Raw genomic sequence first — 12,791 nt, forward strand, 5'->3', positions numbered from 1 at the left:
ATCTTGCCGATCTCTCCAATGTTCGTGCGGGGGCGTCCTGCGCTCACTTGCGACCTTCCTTGCGTTCCTTCATCCACCGGACGACGTCTTCGGTCTCCCATCGTGGGTTGCGAGGACTGATCATGGCCGCGGGGAGGAACTGTCCTCGCGATCGCATCGACCGGAAAGCGCCCGGGGTGATGCGGAGATAGGACGCGACTTCAGCCGGGTTCATGAGGCTGCTGATTGATGATGCTTTGGGGTTCATAAGATATCCCTGAGGTACGACACTCGCGTGCCGCCGGTCACTTTGACCTGCACCAGGGATCTATGCGGGGTGTGTCAGGGAGGCGGTCAGAGTTGTGCACGGTGTCATATTCACAAGAATCGAAAGGTCGATAAAGCAAGGCGCGAGCTGGTGGGAATGGACCCCAGCGACTTGTCGGAGGCGATAGATGCCCTCACCGGGCCGAGGCGTCGCCTCCAGACTTCACTTGGATAAGAGTTGGCGAAGACGCATATAGACGTCCACGACTAAGTGCTGGGAATTGCTTCGCCATATCGAGGAGTCGGACCAAGGCCGATGTGATCGGCTTCCATGAACTTGTCGAGACGGGATCGATCGCCGAGGCGAAGGCCAAGGGCAAGGCGCATCGAGGTAAGCACTACGTGATGCAGGATGGCGACCTAGTGGAGTTCCGTTTTGCGGTTACCAATTCAGGTCAGAAATAGCCGGCCAAACGTCCTATAGGCAAGACCACCGTTCCGATCGCGAGAAGCCCGCGGCTAAGGCGAGTGCAGGTCGATATCGACGCGATAGCGCGCAAGACCAGAGCTAGGCAGAAGGCTGCCTGAACGACCAGGTCGTACTCTGATTGAATGTCGTTGCTGAGCGCTGACGTAACGTCTACGGACCGCCCGACATAGCGCGCCTAAAGTAATCGGATGGACACGCCTACACCACAGGATTTCCTCGACGAGTTGACAGCCCACCTCGGAACTGAATCATTGTTCGCCACGCTGGCCGACATAGACGCGGTCGCCTCGGCCGGGACAGGGAGCATCATCTTCAACCGCAGGCGGGATGCGGACGGGCGATTGTCGGAGGGGCTTCAAGCGGTTGCGCTTGCTAACACGCTGGGGATCGAAAGCCTCGATGTAGCGCGCAAGCGCTTCCCGCCGCCGAGTGAGCAGCGTGACAACCCAGCACGCATCGCCTACGTGCGCGCGTACGAGAGGGCTATGGCCCACATCAATACGTGCCGCACCTCCCTCGAAACTAACGGAGCAGCTCCGCTGACGCTAGGAATGTATGCGGGTGCAGTTGCAATGGAGCGCCTCGTCCACACGCTGTTCTCTGCTCATCTGCTCTACCAGCTTCGACTTCGTATCGAGGCAGACGCGGTCGCACGTATCGCGCTGGAACAGATTGCCTGGTCAGTGGCAGTCGCGTCGTTCGACTCACATAATGAAATTGATGCACACGAGCCGCAAAAATCGATCTCCGCTCTCAAGAGGCTTGTTCATCAGCCGGACCCCGGTCGGCTATACGGTGATTTGAGTTCAGCGGCCCATGCGGGCATCGCACAGCATCACTCTGTGTTTGATGTCTCGCGCGATGGGCGTGGTGTGATCAAGCACGGTGTTACCGACTGGGTTGGATCTGCGCGAATTGTGATGTCTCTAGCCGACCTGTGGGTCATCGCCTATGAAGCGGTTCAGCGTGCGCATCTCCGCAGTATCGTCGCCACTCTTGACGAATCTCCTTTTCGTGCTGATCCTTCGCGCCCGTTTCTAAGTGAAATGACGGAGGCGCTTAAGGAAATTGAGCGGCTCGAGAGCAATGGGGTGACCTAGTCGCGAGGCACTTGACAGAGCGATGAGCTTCGTCAGCGGGAGGCTAGTCTTCCCTGCGGGTTTCCGTGACGCTCCTGCTCCTCTCGGCCGCCGTCTCCACCTTCCGCACGTTGTGGAGGGTAGCGGAGGCAGACCCTCCGAAGCAGAGTGGCTCAAGGTCGAAGACCAATGGTTTGGATGATTAGTCACTGGTCGGGCAACTCGGTAGGCACTGTTTTTGTCAGACCTTTATCTGTGACTTAATCCGGTCGAGTTCCGCTTCGCGCTCTAACCTCTGGTGATCCGTTTGCTGTAACTGGACACTGCGGTCGAGCGTTTGACCCGATGTCGCGACATGACAAAATGATCTGGCCGGAGGAGGCTCGATGCCTGCGTTCATTTCCGCCACCGCAGACATTCGTGGCGAGTACCGCTACACGCTGACCCGCGTGTGGGACCCGGCGCTGCCGATGATTACGTTCGTGCTGCTCAACCCGAGCACCGCCGACGCGGTGCAACTCGATCCGACACTGCGACGGTGCGTCGGTTTCGCGAAACGCGAGGGGTACGGCGGCATGGTGATCCTCAACCTGTACGCGATCCGCACCAAGGACCCGAAAGTGATGATGGCCGCGACCGACCCGGTGGGACCGGATAACGATCGCGTGCTCGCCGGCGTCACCGGCACCGTCGTTGCGGGATGGGGCACGAACGCGGACCCGGCCCGCGTGGCACAGGTGCTGGCGCTGCTGCCGCGACTTCACGCGTTGGGCGTCACCAAGGATGGGCACCCCCGGCATCCCCTTTACGTGCTTGCCGATGCGCCGCTGATGGAGTGGATGCCGTAACTGCGTGAAACAGATGTCTCGCCCAATGCGGCGGCCCGAGCGAGGGTCAGCCAATCAGCCTCGACATCCCGTCGTGATGTGCGGCTGACAACCACATCGGTGCCCATGTATTCCTGTCAGCCTCGGTCAGGTCGACGTTGTCGCGACATGCTATTCGGTTGCAGAAATGTGGTCGGGTTCAGATTTGATGTGTAGTTGAGTTCCGGGCTAACGTCTAGCGTCACAGGTGTGCCGGTATCGTGTGATCAGGTCTATGGGATTGGGATAGCGTGATCAGCGATGATGGGGTTGGTGACTATCTCGAGCAAGAGCTGGCCGCCGCCCCCAGGGTATTGACGTCTGACCTCTATCACTACACCTCGTCGGACGCTGCCATTCTGGGAATTCTTGCCAATCACACTGTCCGAATGTCGCCTTTCGCGGGTACAAATGATCTTTGGGAGTCCCGCCCCCTGCGGCCGAACCTTGAAGGCGAGCTTCCCCACGATGAATCGTCTCAAGACGATGTCTTAGGTATTTGGGAGGACATCGATCGCTACATTCGGGGGCACTCAAAGGTCGCGTGCTTCACCCAAGATTGGGAATTACCGGAATCGGTAATGCAGCCGGACGCCCTCCGCGGTTGGTCCCATTTGTCGCTGTGGGCGCACTATGGGGCTAGTCACACTGGTGTGTGTCTTCGGTTCGACCGTGACAGGCTCGTGGCCGCTTTTGAGGCTGCGCAGGGGGACGCGGTCCATCAGTTCTATGGGCCGGTCCGATACCGTGGTGCGGAATTCGGAGTCGGTCCGCATGGCATTAGTATCGAGCAGGCCGCGGAGTTCGGGCTCGACGCGGTCGCGCTTCAATACGCAAACGTTCATCGCGACCGAGTCTTTTTCCGCAAACACGCGGATTGGTCCAGCGAATCCGAGTTCAGGCTGGTTCGAACGGACCTATCCACCGAGCCGCACTACATCGATATCGTCGGGGCCCTCACTGGCGTCGTGCTTGGAGATGCATTCCCGAATGACCGGGTCCCAGCCCTGCTCACGATGCTGGCCGGCTTCGACAACGTGGAAGTAATGCAGGCTAGGTTCCTCAACCGCACTCTTCAACTGTTCCCGTGGGAAACACAGGCAGAGCCTGAGCCCGCACCCAAGACGATTCCGGCGACCACCTCGACGATCCGACCGCGACGCACCGGCAATCTCACCCAAAGGTTGAGCTCGCTCGAAGAGGCGGAACGGATCGCAGACATCGACCGGGAGGTAGCGATGCAGGCTGCTGAGCCCATTCTCCGGATGTGGCATGAAGGGCTCGCGGATCGGCCTGAGGTGTTTGGGAACTGGCCGGACGTTGTCGTCAGCTCTTACCCTCGATCAAGTGCGATCCCGCCGGAGGACCGATGCAAACGGCCAGGCGTTCCGGGTGAGGTCATCGCCTACGAGGCAGGACTGATGGTGGTCGGCGAAAACCAACCGCAGTACAGCTTCACATGGGTCATGGCGATCGCACTCCAGCTCCTGCCAAACGGCGCGGGGCGAATGCACGCGTGTATTTCAGCGGAGGAGTGGAGGAGCGGAGGGAACAACCGGCAGGACCTTTATCGAGATCGACGAGACACGACTTTGGATGAAGTAATGGCAACGTCGAGCCAAGTATTGGCAAGCCTGATTGAAGCGATACCAGCTGCTCGGTCACAATTCGATGCACTTCGTCGGGATCAAATAGGAAGTTAGTCACCTGAGGGACTGTGTCGGACGCGCGTCCAAAGGTTATTCCGAAGCGGAACGTCGTCGAATTCCGCTTCAATGTCTGATGAGCTGCCTGGCTGCCCCGAGTGCCACGAGACGTTCACCTACGAGCAGGGCGCTTTGCTGGTGTGCCCCATGTGCGGCCATGAGTGGACGGCCGATTCCGGTGAGGCCGCATCCGAAGCTCCGGCCGAGATCAGGGATTCGGTTGGCAACGTGCTTGCCGATGGCGACACCGTCACAATCGCGAAGGACCTCAAAGTCAAGGGCGCCGGCGGCGGCGGTGTGAAGGTCGGCACGAAAGTGCGCGGTATCCGCCTCATCGAGGATGGCGTGGGCGACCATGACATTGACGCCACCGTTCCGGGGTTTGGACGGATGCAACTGAAGTCCAGCGTGGTGAAGAAAGTCCTCTGAGTGGCTGATTGCGGGTAACTCACTCGCAGCCCAAGTAGATGCGGCACGATGCCGGCAGTCGAACGTGGGCATAGGGACTGCCATGCTTGTTACATGGCACAGCCCAATGACCTCCTCGCTTTCCTCGTCGACGCTGACAATGTGCCGCCGTCAAAGATCGGGGCAGTGCTCGCCGAAGTGGCACGGCTCGGCACGGCATCGGTCAAGCGGGTCTATGGAGACTGGACGACGCCGAACCTGACCAGTTGGAAGGCTGCCGCGAGCGAGCACGTGATCCAGCCGATGCAGCAGTTCGCCAACACGAAGGGGAAAAACGCGACCGATAGCGCGCTCATCATCGATGCCATGGATCTCCTGTACACGGGTCGGTTCCATGGATTCTGCATCGTGTCATCTGACAGCGACTTCACCCGGCTTGCGTCTCGCATTCGAGAAGAGGGAGTCACCGTCTACGGTTTTGGGGAGCGGAAGACGCCCGAGGCATTTCGAAATGCGTGTGACCGTTTCACGTATCTGGACGTGCTCGACGAGCCGGCGTCTGAAAGCACCTCGGCAGAGACCACCCGGGTCACCCCCGCGAAGTTGCGCAGCGACACCAGGCTCGTCCATGGGTTGAGAACCAGTGTCGCCACTGCCTCAGGCGAGGAACGTTGGGCGAATCTCTCCGCCGTTGGCCAGTTGATGCGCAAGCAGCATCCCGACTTCGATTCGCGTAACTGGGGTTATGCGAAGCTCTCCGACCTCATTCGAGCAACGGAACTCTTCGTTGTGGAACCCCGACCGTCCGGCGGCCTTCAGATCCAAGACAAGAGGAAGATCAGCGAGTAAGTCGACGCGCTTGTATCGCACGTCCGGCTGCCAGCATTGAGTCGCCCGACAGCCCGGGGCACGAGCCAGTGAGTCGGGTTACGACTCGGCATCTAGAGCCGCGGCACCATGGACTAAGCACTGGGAGCGATGACATGCTCCAAGCATGGGAATTCTGCAGCGCAGGACACTTGGCGCCATGGCTGTGATCTCAGTAGCGGTCACACTTGTCGCCTGTTCGGCGCCGTCAGTTCAGAAATCCTCTAGCGGTCGGCTAATTGCCGTCTCCGGGCAGGCGAGTGACGCCCAAGAGGAGGCGCTTGCAGAGGGAACAGTTGCCTGGGGTCACGGTGAATGCATGGTGGTGGAAGTTGGAGAGACCTACCTCATCATGTTCCCGCTGGGTACGACCATTGGCGACAACGACGAGGTGACCCTTCCCAACGGTCACGTCATGAGCGCTGGCGACGAGGTGGCACTTGGGGGTGGCTTCCACTCGGCAGACACGACGAGGAGCAACCTCTCGGCGATCCCCGACGAATGCCTGACTGAAGAGGTCTTCTGGGCAAGCGGCGAGGTGGCCGAGTGATCCGTCGACCGACAGCCCGAGGCCGCTCTCATGCACATTTGCGTGGTAATCCGGTGGAGTTCCGTTTTGCGGTTACCAATTCAGGCAAGAGCTAAAAAATAGGCTTGGCTCTGGGCTTTGTGTCCTTACGGTAGAGAATCAGCCTGGGCGCTTGTCGCGTCTAGTCTCGCCAAGTCACGCGCTAGTGCACGCACCTCTATGAAACTGTGTACTTCTGTGTACTTTCGGCTACCATGGTGTCATGACTTCAGTCCAGCCCCTTAAGATCTCGTCGACCGTTGCCGCCAGGCGTGGAGTGGGTTTCATCACCACTCAAGCCCAGGAGCGACCCGTGACACTGACGAGTCACGGCAAGCCGGTCGCCGTGGTGATCTCCGCAGCGGAGCGCGATGAGCAGCGCCGACTGCTGCGTGAGGTGGAGTTGAAGGTGCTGAGCGCTGCGGCAAACCTCGTGGCTGATCGCTCTACGATGCTCTCCACGAGCGACGCGAAGGATCGTCTCTTTGCCTCCAGTTGATTCATTTCCGGATGAGCAGGCTGAGGTCGTGTTCACCGAGGAGAGTATCGACTGGCTGATCGAGAACGTCACCGCGTCTCAGCGCGAGGAAGTGTTCGACACCATCGTGGGCCTCTTTCTTGCGCCGCAGGGAAAGCATCCTCTGTCGAACCAGAGCAGGACGAACCTCGTCGGCTTCAACACCGTCGAGGCGGCGCAGCGTAAGTTCAGAATCATCTACCGAGCGACGGTGACGAACGGTGTGGGTCTCATTGAGATCATCACCATCGGCCAGCGCCGCGACGAAGAGGTGTACTCCGCGGCCGATTCGCTGGTTCGCTCTGGGAAGCTCACAGAGGCGGAGCAGACACAGATCTGGGATGCGATGACTCTCGTCGAGGAGACGAAGGCACGCATCGGGCTCGAGGACTGGGACTACACCGAGGAGCCTGCTCCCGAGGGGCTCGTGAAAGCTGCAGGTGCAGCTGGTATCGATGAGGCCTTTGCGAAGCTGCTGTCCAAGGACGAGCTTGTGGTGGCGATGGCGGCTGCGTGGGAGAGCGGCAAGCTCGACCCCGATGCCGGGATGGCTGCCGCGTTGCAGCGGATCGCAACGAGCACGAGCCCTGATCGGATCTTGGCTTTCAGACGCAAGGATCGCTGTGGCGCGATGATGCCCAAGCTTGGGAAGCCATGCATCCGCACGAAGGGTCACGCCGGCGCTCACCGGGGGAGCCGGTAGATAAGAAACGCCCACAGCCGTGATGCTGAGGCGTTCGTCTTCGTCTTAACGCAAAAGCTCCGGCTCCTCTTGGGTGCCGGGCCAGTCTTGTAACTCACCTGAGTTGGACTCGCAGAACTTCTCTCTGCTGTGCGCTGAGCGGCGGGGCGTCTGCGACAAGCTGTCGGATGCGTGCAAGGACGGAGGGTGTGAGGATACTCATGCCTCGGGCCTATGCAAGGGGGTCCCGTGAGGCGGCCAGGTCTACTTCTGATCCCCTTAGCCCCCCACTGCTTCAACCACCAGAATCATCGAGAGTTTCCGTGGGCTGCGGCACTGGGCCAGCCAGACCTCGAGATGTTTGCGGAGGAACTGGTGGCCATGATGGTGGGCCCGAAGAAGCACAGACCTATGCGGACGGACTCGTGGGACAGCCGATCGACTAGCTTGACGATCGAGCAGAATCGTAGATAGGTCTTTCCAGTACTCCGCTCGGCGAGGGCTCCGAAATCTAGGCGTCTTCTGGGTTCAACCAGGGGCGAAGCACTGCCTCCGCTGAGTCCATAGCAGCCACGAACATCGCATCCACCTGTAGCTCGCGTTCGGCGACCGAGACGAAATCGCCGAGGTCCAGATCATCGACCGGGTCGGGAGTTAATAGGGCTCGTTCATCAGCCGTGACTAGGCGGAGCGGCGGGAGTGGATCTGGCTCAGACATGGAGGGATTTTAGCCGGGGTAACCACGCTTGGAGTGGGTTATCCGCAGCCTGGAGTACTACGCGGTTCAGGTGTGCTTAGCCGGTCGGCTATCTCGTCCGTTGCTCCCTTCGCTCTACCGCGCTTGCCCACACCCATGCGGTGAACACCTCGTTTGCGTGACCTGTCCAGCGAATCTGCACGGCCTTGTCCGTCCAGGCGATCGCCTCTGCGTCCGGCTGTATGGCGTTCTCTGGGAATCGAACCCAGGCACGCACCGGGATCGGCTGTGCGGCGCGGCGAGGTGGATGGTGTTCCAAGTCGAGTTCGGCGTCGCTGAGGCTGATCGGCTTGGCTCGCACTGTGACGGCTTCTATCGCTCGGTCGATGCCATGTCTCGGATAGCGATTGTTTTGGCCCATGTCCGTCGAATCAGCGGTAGGCGTCGAGGAGGAACCAGCGATCATCCCGGTCGAGCACAACGTCGAAGACCAGAGTGTCGCCTTCAGCATCCCGACCCTGGAACCTCCATCCCGTACGGTGTGCTGGCGGGTGAGTCAACGCCTCGTGCGCAGCGGTTGTTATCTCTAACCGGGTCGGCGTATCTGTCACCAGATACAACTTTCCTTGCCAGCCGAGAGATCGGGGGACACCGGCACGGGTCAGATCGATTGCGACGGTGTCCGCAACGCGGGTCATGGTCAACTCCAATCTCGTAGGTACATTCGAAGATGTGTTCGAATTGTACGCGTGGCGGGTGCGAAACACCAAGCAACGTCAGAGGAAGTGAGCGGGGCGGTCTTCCGCAATCTTTGCGCCGGTGGCGTTGTGACGACAGCGCCGACGATGAGACGGAGGCTGAGGTAATTGCGAACGCCCGGAAGCGCGAGGCTGTCGCTGCTGCGTCTTGCTGGACCTGCAACGGCTGACTGCGGACAGGGGCTGTTCAGTTCAAATGCAGAACGACCCGCTCCGCATCCCGCTGAGAAAGGCCGATCTCTGGGTCCGGTGCGATCAGTAACGCCTCGGGGTGACTTTGCGAGAGCGAACTGTATCTGACCGCCATAGGGATCTGGTCGTCTTCTATCCACGCTGTCTTGGCGTCCGGCCACTGCGCGACCAGCTTCTCGAACGCGTGGAGCTTCCAATCTGCACTCACATACATCCCGGCAGGACGCTCCGAAACAACGAACCCACCGGAGAATCGCCCGGCGAAGAGCTCTTCCAGGCGAGAGATCCGGAACCCCCACGAGGTCAGCCACGCCAACTTGATCCCCGGCCGCAGAGCACTTTGAAGCGTGTCCAGGATCTCGCTTGAGATGAGGTTGATCGGAAGGTCTCTTCCACTGCTGCCGAGCACCGTCGGCAGGGTGTCGAAGTTTCGATCAGGTGACAACGAATTGAGCACCCCATCGAAATCGCAGACCACCAAGCCCTCGACGTGATCGACGCCCGGTCGTGGCGGGTCGACGAGGAATGGCTTGGTGAGGCTCATGCCTCCATCTTGGCCGGTGCCACCGTCACCACACGACTCCCCAGGCTTCGTCCGCTATCCGGAGCACCTCGTCCGGGTCGGCTTCGAGCATGTCGATTGGTCTGATGTCGGGGTCGCGGATGTAGGTGGTGTGCCCGACAAGCCAGTAGATGACCGATGTCTGACCCACGTCGTGGCGCTCCGCCACCTCCATGAGTTGCTTTATGACGGGTTTGATCTCATCGCCGTCGAACTGAAACTTCGGGTATCTAACGGTGCCGGCGCGATCGAGCACCAGGCCGTGGGCTGCTGAAGCCGGCGCCTCTGCGACGGTGAGGAGCCCGAACTCTCGGTCGATGTCCCGGACGAAGAGCTCCGTCTGAATAAGTGCCTGCACGATCGGCGGTCTCTCCAGAGCATCCAGTAACTCGTGGAGTGTCGCACTGTCGAGCGGCGCCAGGGCGGTGGCGGTTCGTCGCAGACGCTCCTCAAGGTCTTTCCTGTTGGCCTCAGTCATGGGGAGAGCCTAGCGACGTCTCAGGATACCCACTGGGCCGGGCGGAGACGCGGCGATGGCTTGCAGTATTGCAACACTTCTGGCTTTCAGCTCTGAAATATTTCTGGCTTGCAAGCTTGCAGTATTGCAATATTGCACCGGCAAAGTCGCTGGTCAGAAGACGCTTCCAGGGTCGGCGGCAAGTGGGATGATCCAGGTATGAACAGGATCCAGCGCCTCCGATACGACCTGCAAGGAACGCTACGCCGCAGGGTGCACCATTTGAATCGGTTGCTGTCCTACCCGCTTGCCCGCATTCGTCAAGGACACCCCGAGCGGATCGATGAGCTGCGTTGGATTGCTGGTGAGTACAGGATCCGGACAGAGGATGGGTCCGTGCTGAGGTTCACGCTCGACCGGTGGCGTGCGCCCCGACCTTTGCTGCGCCGTTGGCCGGCACTTGGGACGGAAGCGTTGGATTTTGACTACCCCAAGCCCGCGATGATGATGAACGCGGCGCAGATTCGCGTTGGGGAGCCCGCGACGTTCATCGAAACTCGTAGCTCGTATCTATCGGGCCCTGGCACTTTTACAACATCGACCGTCCTGTCCCTGGAGCTAAGGAGAACGCACTGCGCCCGGTGCGAGAAACCATTGATCCGCGGTTGCTGCTGGAGGATCCATTGAACCGCTACGACTTGATGGAACTCGCACGGGATGGCCTCGACGGAGCACGCGGCGTACTTGCCGGTCTGCTCTTTCACATCCGCCTCGGACCTGCGGAGCCTGTAGTCAACGTCATGGCCGGAATGGGCGTGCAGGGGGTCATCACGATCCGAAGTGCGGGGGAGACAGTCATCCGGATAACCGCAGATCACAATCGATGGCCAAGGGCCATGGCTCGTCGATGGCGAGGTTCCGACTCAGGCAAGTCTTCCTTTGATTGGCCAGGACGAGCCGAGATGCAGCGAGGGTTCACCTTCACCTTGGGGGAATCGGGTTGGATGGAGGGCGCCGATGGGTCTTTCGGTCAAGGTTCAACGTGGACCACCAGCGAAGTACGAGGACTGACCGTACGCCGGGTGATGTGTCCAAAATGCGAGAGACCGTTCGTTCTCCGCGGCTGGTGCCCTCGGCGGCATCGGGGAGAACCGCTCGAGTCTGCCAGAATCTGATCATGTCAGCGGAGCCGAGATCAGAGCCAACCGCTCTGTCAATTGAGATCGCAGCCAGCCTCCGAGAGTCGATGGCCCGGTACCGGGTAACTAAGGTGGCGCTGGCCGACATGACAGGGATCTCGCTCCGGCAGTTGGCGCGGCTCCTCGCCGCGGAGCGGCACATGAGCGTTGAGCAGTTTGTCGCCATCTGTCACGCGTTAGGTACAAGCGCCCCCGCGGTTCTCGCCCTGGCAGAGACCGCAGTCCGAGAGCAGCACGACAGCTAGAAGCACCCGGTGCCGCATTGACTGCGGACATGTCCGCGTCGGCTCAGAAGTTCAGGTCAACCTCTGGACCGCTTCGAGGGTGGTAGACGCGAGATGGCATGAGGGCGAGCTTCGCAGCACCGAGGCGGCGCTGAGCTACGACGTCGGACCGGTCTCCGAACAGAGGGACACCCACGGTGACTGCAAGACCCAGGGCGTTACCCAGCGACACGGCGGGGGAGCCTTTCTCCATCTCGGTGACAGTGCGGGGCGACACACCTGCGCGTTCAGCAAGCTCCGCAGCAGTCCAGTTGCGGTGATGGCGGGCGAGTCGCACCTGCTGGCCGAGGACGATCGCAGCATCGGCGGCCGCGGGGCTCAGCTCAATCTTTTGACGCCCCATGGCGCAGTCTCCTTACTTTGCGTCTATCGGCAGAATACTCGAAAAGTATTACGGTGAGACGAACCGGCATCGCACCTAATCCGCCCTCGGCGGTCGTTCCGGCCCCAAACTGCTAGGGGCGGCACACTCTCGACGGGCGCCCGGTGACTATCGGAGCGCATGGAGCGAAGTTGGCGGCGCGCGCCTGGTTGGTTCGACCCGAACGAACCAGAGCCCCGGCGGGTTGGACACTCGCCGGGGCATTCTCCGTTGTTAGATTCGAGAGATGGATCCACAGTTGGAACGGCGTGAGGACCGGATGACTTTGGAACTGCACCGGCTGGTTGTCGACAAACTCGCGATCGACCCAGGAGCGGTGCTCGCTGTGGTGCCCGAGAACCTTGCGGTGCTTCGAGCAGGGGTGCGCGGACCGGTTGCGCACGAATGGCTTGACGACTGGGAAAGGCTCACCTCTACTGGGCCCCTTGATGAACTGATCGCCGTGATGCTCGGCACCGACCAGCGATCGATCAGCATGCGCCAGGTCGGGCCTTTCAACGGTGTGCTGACCCAGGAGGAGCGGATCGAGGCGATCCGGAAAGCTGCGAAGCCCTCATAGAGCTCGTGCCCTCCCACGCTGTAGTCGCTCTCCGGCTGGTGAGAGTCGGAACGCGAGGCGGTAGTGAAGATACTGAAGGACGGTCGTGCCGGGCAGCGCCCGTCCTAGCAGGAGCGTGTCCTCGCCGCTCAGATTCGGCGAAGGCCGACAAGCGCCTTGGTGATGACCTGGATCGTGGATCTGGCCGCGAAGGAATCAGTGCCCCGTCAAATTCGCAGGCTCAGATGATGCCGGTGAAATTGCGAGAGTGAGCATTGCGGATGCCCAACCTT

The 12,791-nt window shown here is 60.5% G+C and carries 15 protein-coding genes and 1 pseudogene; 12 read left to right on the forward strand and 4 right to left on the reverse strand.

What is annotated here, in order from left to right:
- Positions 1 to 555 precede the first annotated feature (555 nt).
- The 9 genes and pseudogenes from ACX3O0_RS01225 to ACX3O0_RS01265 form a co-directional block, all read left to right on the forward strand.
- A pseudogene (locus tag ACX3O0_RS01225) lies at positions 556 to 711 on the forward strand (DUF933 domain-containing protein); the annotation flags it as partial.
- Positions 712 to 924: 213 nt separating this feature from the next.
- Positions 925 to 1,836 (forward strand): hypothetical protein, encoded by a 912-nt coding sequence (locus ACX3O0_RS01230; RefSeq protein WP_459106501.1) that lies wholly within the window; start codon positions 925 to 927, stop codon positions 1,834 to 1,836.
- Between the two features lie 365 nt (positions 1,837 to 2,201).
- Positions 2,202 to 2,663: a DUF1643 domain-containing protein gene (locus tag ACX3O0_RS01235; protein WP_459106502.1), complete on the forward strand. Its 462-nt coding sequence runs from the start codon at positions 2,202 to 2,204 to the stop codon at positions 2,661 to 2,663.
- Positions 2,664 to 2,932: 269 nt separating this feature from the next.
- Positions 2,933 to 4,384, forward strand: a complete 1,452-nt coding sequence (locus tag ACX3O0_RS01240) for a DUF2971 domain-containing protein (protein WP_459106503.1) — start codon at positions 2,933 to 2,935, stop codon at positions 4,382 to 4,384.
- Between the two features lie 72 nt (positions 4,385 to 4,456).
- Positions 4,457 to 4,816 (forward strand): zinc ribbon domain-containing protein YjdM, encoded by a 360-nt coding sequence (locus tag ACX3O0_RS01245; protein ID WP_459106504.1) that lies wholly within the window; start codon positions 4,457 to 4,459, stop codon positions 4,814 to 4,816.
- Positions 4,817 to 4,864: 48 nt separating this feature from the next.
- Entirely contained in the window at positions 4,865 to 5,644 is a 780-nt protein-coding gene (locus tag ACX3O0_RS01250; protein WP_459106505.1) for an NYN domain-containing protein, read from the forward strand.
- A gap of 337 nt (positions 5,645 to 5,981) precedes the next feature.
- Entirely contained in the window at positions 5,982 to 6,212 is a 231-nt protein-coding gene (locus ACX3O0_RS01255; protein ID WP_459106506.1) for a hypothetical protein, read from the forward strand.
- Between the two features lie 241 nt (positions 6,213 to 6,453).
- On the forward strand, positions 6,454 to 6,729 hold the full coding sequence (locus ACX3O0_RS01260; protein ID WP_459106507.1) for a type II toxin-antitoxin system prevent-host-death family antitoxin: 276 nt from the start codon (positions 6,454 to 6,456) through the stop codon (positions 6,727 to 6,729).
- A gap of 28 nt (positions 6,730 to 6,757) precedes the next feature.
- Positions 6,758 to 7,450, forward strand: coding sequence for a hypothetical protein (locus ACX3O0_RS01265; protein ID WP_459106508.1), 693 nt, complete (start codon positions 6,758 to 6,760; stop codon positions 7,448 to 7,450).
- Between the two features lie 490 nt (positions 7,451 to 7,940).
- On the opposite strand, the gene ACX3O0_RS01270 is transcribed toward ACX3O0_RS01265, so the two are convergent.
- Complete coding sequence (locus ACX3O0_RS01270) at positions 7,941 to 8,147, reverse strand: hypothetical protein (RefSeq protein WP_459106509.1); 207 nt, start codon at positions 8,145 to 8,147, stop codon at positions 7,941 to 7,943.
- Positions 8,148 to 8,545: 398 nt separating this feature from the next.
- Here ACX3O0_RS01270 and ACX3O0_RS01275 point away from each other — a divergent pair, with 398 nt between their 5' ends.
- Positions 8,546 to 8,716: a hypothetical protein gene (locus tag ACX3O0_RS01275; protein ID WP_459106510.1), complete on the forward strand. Its 171-nt coding sequence runs from the start codon at positions 8,546 to 8,548 to the stop codon at positions 8,714 to 8,716.
- Positions 8,717 to 9,071: 355 nt separating this feature from the next.
- Here the strand turns inward: ACX3O0_RS01275 and ACX3O0_RS01280 are convergent, their stop codons facing one another.
- Positions 9,072 to 9,620 (reverse strand): HAD domain-containing protein, encoded by a 549-nt coding sequence (locus ACX3O0_RS01280; RefSeq protein WP_459106511.1) that lies wholly within the window; start codon positions 9,618 to 9,620, stop codon positions 9,072 to 9,074.
- Between the two features lie 25 nt (positions 9,621 to 9,645).
- On the reverse strand, positions 9,646 to 10,116 hold the full coding sequence (locus tag ACX3O0_RS01285; RefSeq protein WP_459106512.1) for a hypothetical protein: 471 nt from the start codon (positions 10,114 to 10,116) through the stop codon (positions 9,646 to 9,648).
- A 1,225-nt stretch (positions 10,117 to 11,341) separates the two neighbouring features.
- Between ACX3O0_RS01285 and ACX3O0_RS01290 the strand changes: the two genes are divergently transcribed.
- Positions 11,342 to 11,539, forward strand: a complete 198-nt coding sequence (locus tag ACX3O0_RS01290) for a helix-turn-helix domain-containing protein (RefSeq protein WP_459108426.1) — start codon at positions 11,342 to 11,344, stop codon at positions 11,537 to 11,539.
- A 43-nt stretch (positions 11,540 to 11,582) separates the two neighbouring features.
- On the opposite strand, the gene ACX3O0_RS01295 is transcribed toward ACX3O0_RS01290, so the two are convergent.
- Positions 11,583 to 11,921, reverse strand: a complete 339-nt coding sequence (locus tag ACX3O0_RS01295) for a helix-turn-helix transcriptional regulator (protein WP_459106513.1) — start codon at positions 11,919 to 11,921, stop codon at positions 11,583 to 11,585.
- A gap of 265 nt (positions 11,922 to 12,186) precedes the next feature.
- Here ACX3O0_RS01295 and ACX3O0_RS01300 point away from each other — a divergent pair, with 265 nt between their 5' ends.
- Positions 12,187 to 12,519 (forward strand): hypothetical protein, encoded by a 333-nt coding sequence (locus tag ACX3O0_RS01300; RefSeq protein WP_459106514.1) that lies wholly within the window; start codon positions 12,187 to 12,189, stop codon positions 12,517 to 12,519.
- The last annotated feature ends 272 nt before the right edge of the window (positions 12,520 to 12,791 follow it).

The sequence above is a fragment of the Homoserinimonas sp. A447 genome (genome assembly GCF_054489325.1).

Excerpts from the sequence above, each read along its gene's own strand:
- ACX3O0_RS01230 (WP_459106501.1), top strand. The coding sequence starts at position 925 with ATGGACACGCCTACACCACAGGATTTCCTCGACGAGTTGACAGCCCAC.
- ACX3O0_RS01235 (WP_459106502.1), top strand. The coding sequence starts at position 2,202 with ATGCCTGCGTTCATTTCCGCCACCGCAGACATTCGTGGCGAGTACCGC.
- ACX3O0_RS01245 (WP_459106504.1), top strand. The coding sequence starts at position 4,457 with ATGTCTGATGAGCTGCCTGGCTGCCCCGAGTGCCACGAGACGTTCACC.
- ACX3O0_RS01250 (WP_459106505.1), top strand. The coding sequence starts at position 4,865 with ATGCCGGCAGTCGAACGTGGGCATAGGGACTGCCATGCTTGTTACATG.
- ACX3O0_RS01255 (WP_459106506.1), top strand. The coding sequence starts at position 5,982 with ATGGTGGTGGAAGTTGGAGAGACCTACCTCATCATGTTCCCGCTGGGT.
- ACX3O0_RS01260 (WP_459106507.1), top strand. The coding sequence starts at position 6,454 with ATGACTTCAGTCCAGCCCCTTAAGATCTCGTCGACCGTTGCCGCCAGG.
- ACX3O0_RS01270 (WP_459106509.1), bottom strand. The coding sequence starts at position 8,147 with ATGTCTGAGCCAGATCCACTCCCGCCGCTCCGCCTAGTCACGGCTGAT.
- ACX3O0_RS01275 (WP_459106510.1), top strand. The coding sequence starts at position 8,546 with ATGTCCGTCGAATCAGCGGTAGGCGTCGAGGAGGAACCAGCGATCATC.
- ACX3O0_RS01280 (WP_459106511.1), bottom strand. The coding sequence starts at position 9,620 with ATGAGCCTCACCAAGCCATTCCTCGTCGACCCGCCACGACCGGGCGTC.
- ACX3O0_RS01285 (WP_459106512.1), bottom strand. The coding sequence starts at position 10,116 with ATGACTGAGGCCAACAGGAAAGACCTTGAGGAGCGTCTGCGACGAACC.
- ACX3O0_RS01290 (WP_459108426.1), top strand. The coding sequence starts at position 11,342 with ATGGCCCGGTACCGGGTAACTAAGGTGGCGCTGGCCGACATGACAGGG.
- ACX3O0_RS01295 (WP_459106513.1), bottom strand. The coding sequence starts at position 11,921 with ATGGGGCGTCAAAAGATTGAGCTGAGCCCCGCGGCCGCCGATGCTGCG.
- ACX3O0_RS01300 (WP_459106514.1), top strand. The coding sequence starts at position 12,187 with ATGGATCCACAGTTGGAACGGCGTGAGGACCGGATGACTTTGGAACTG.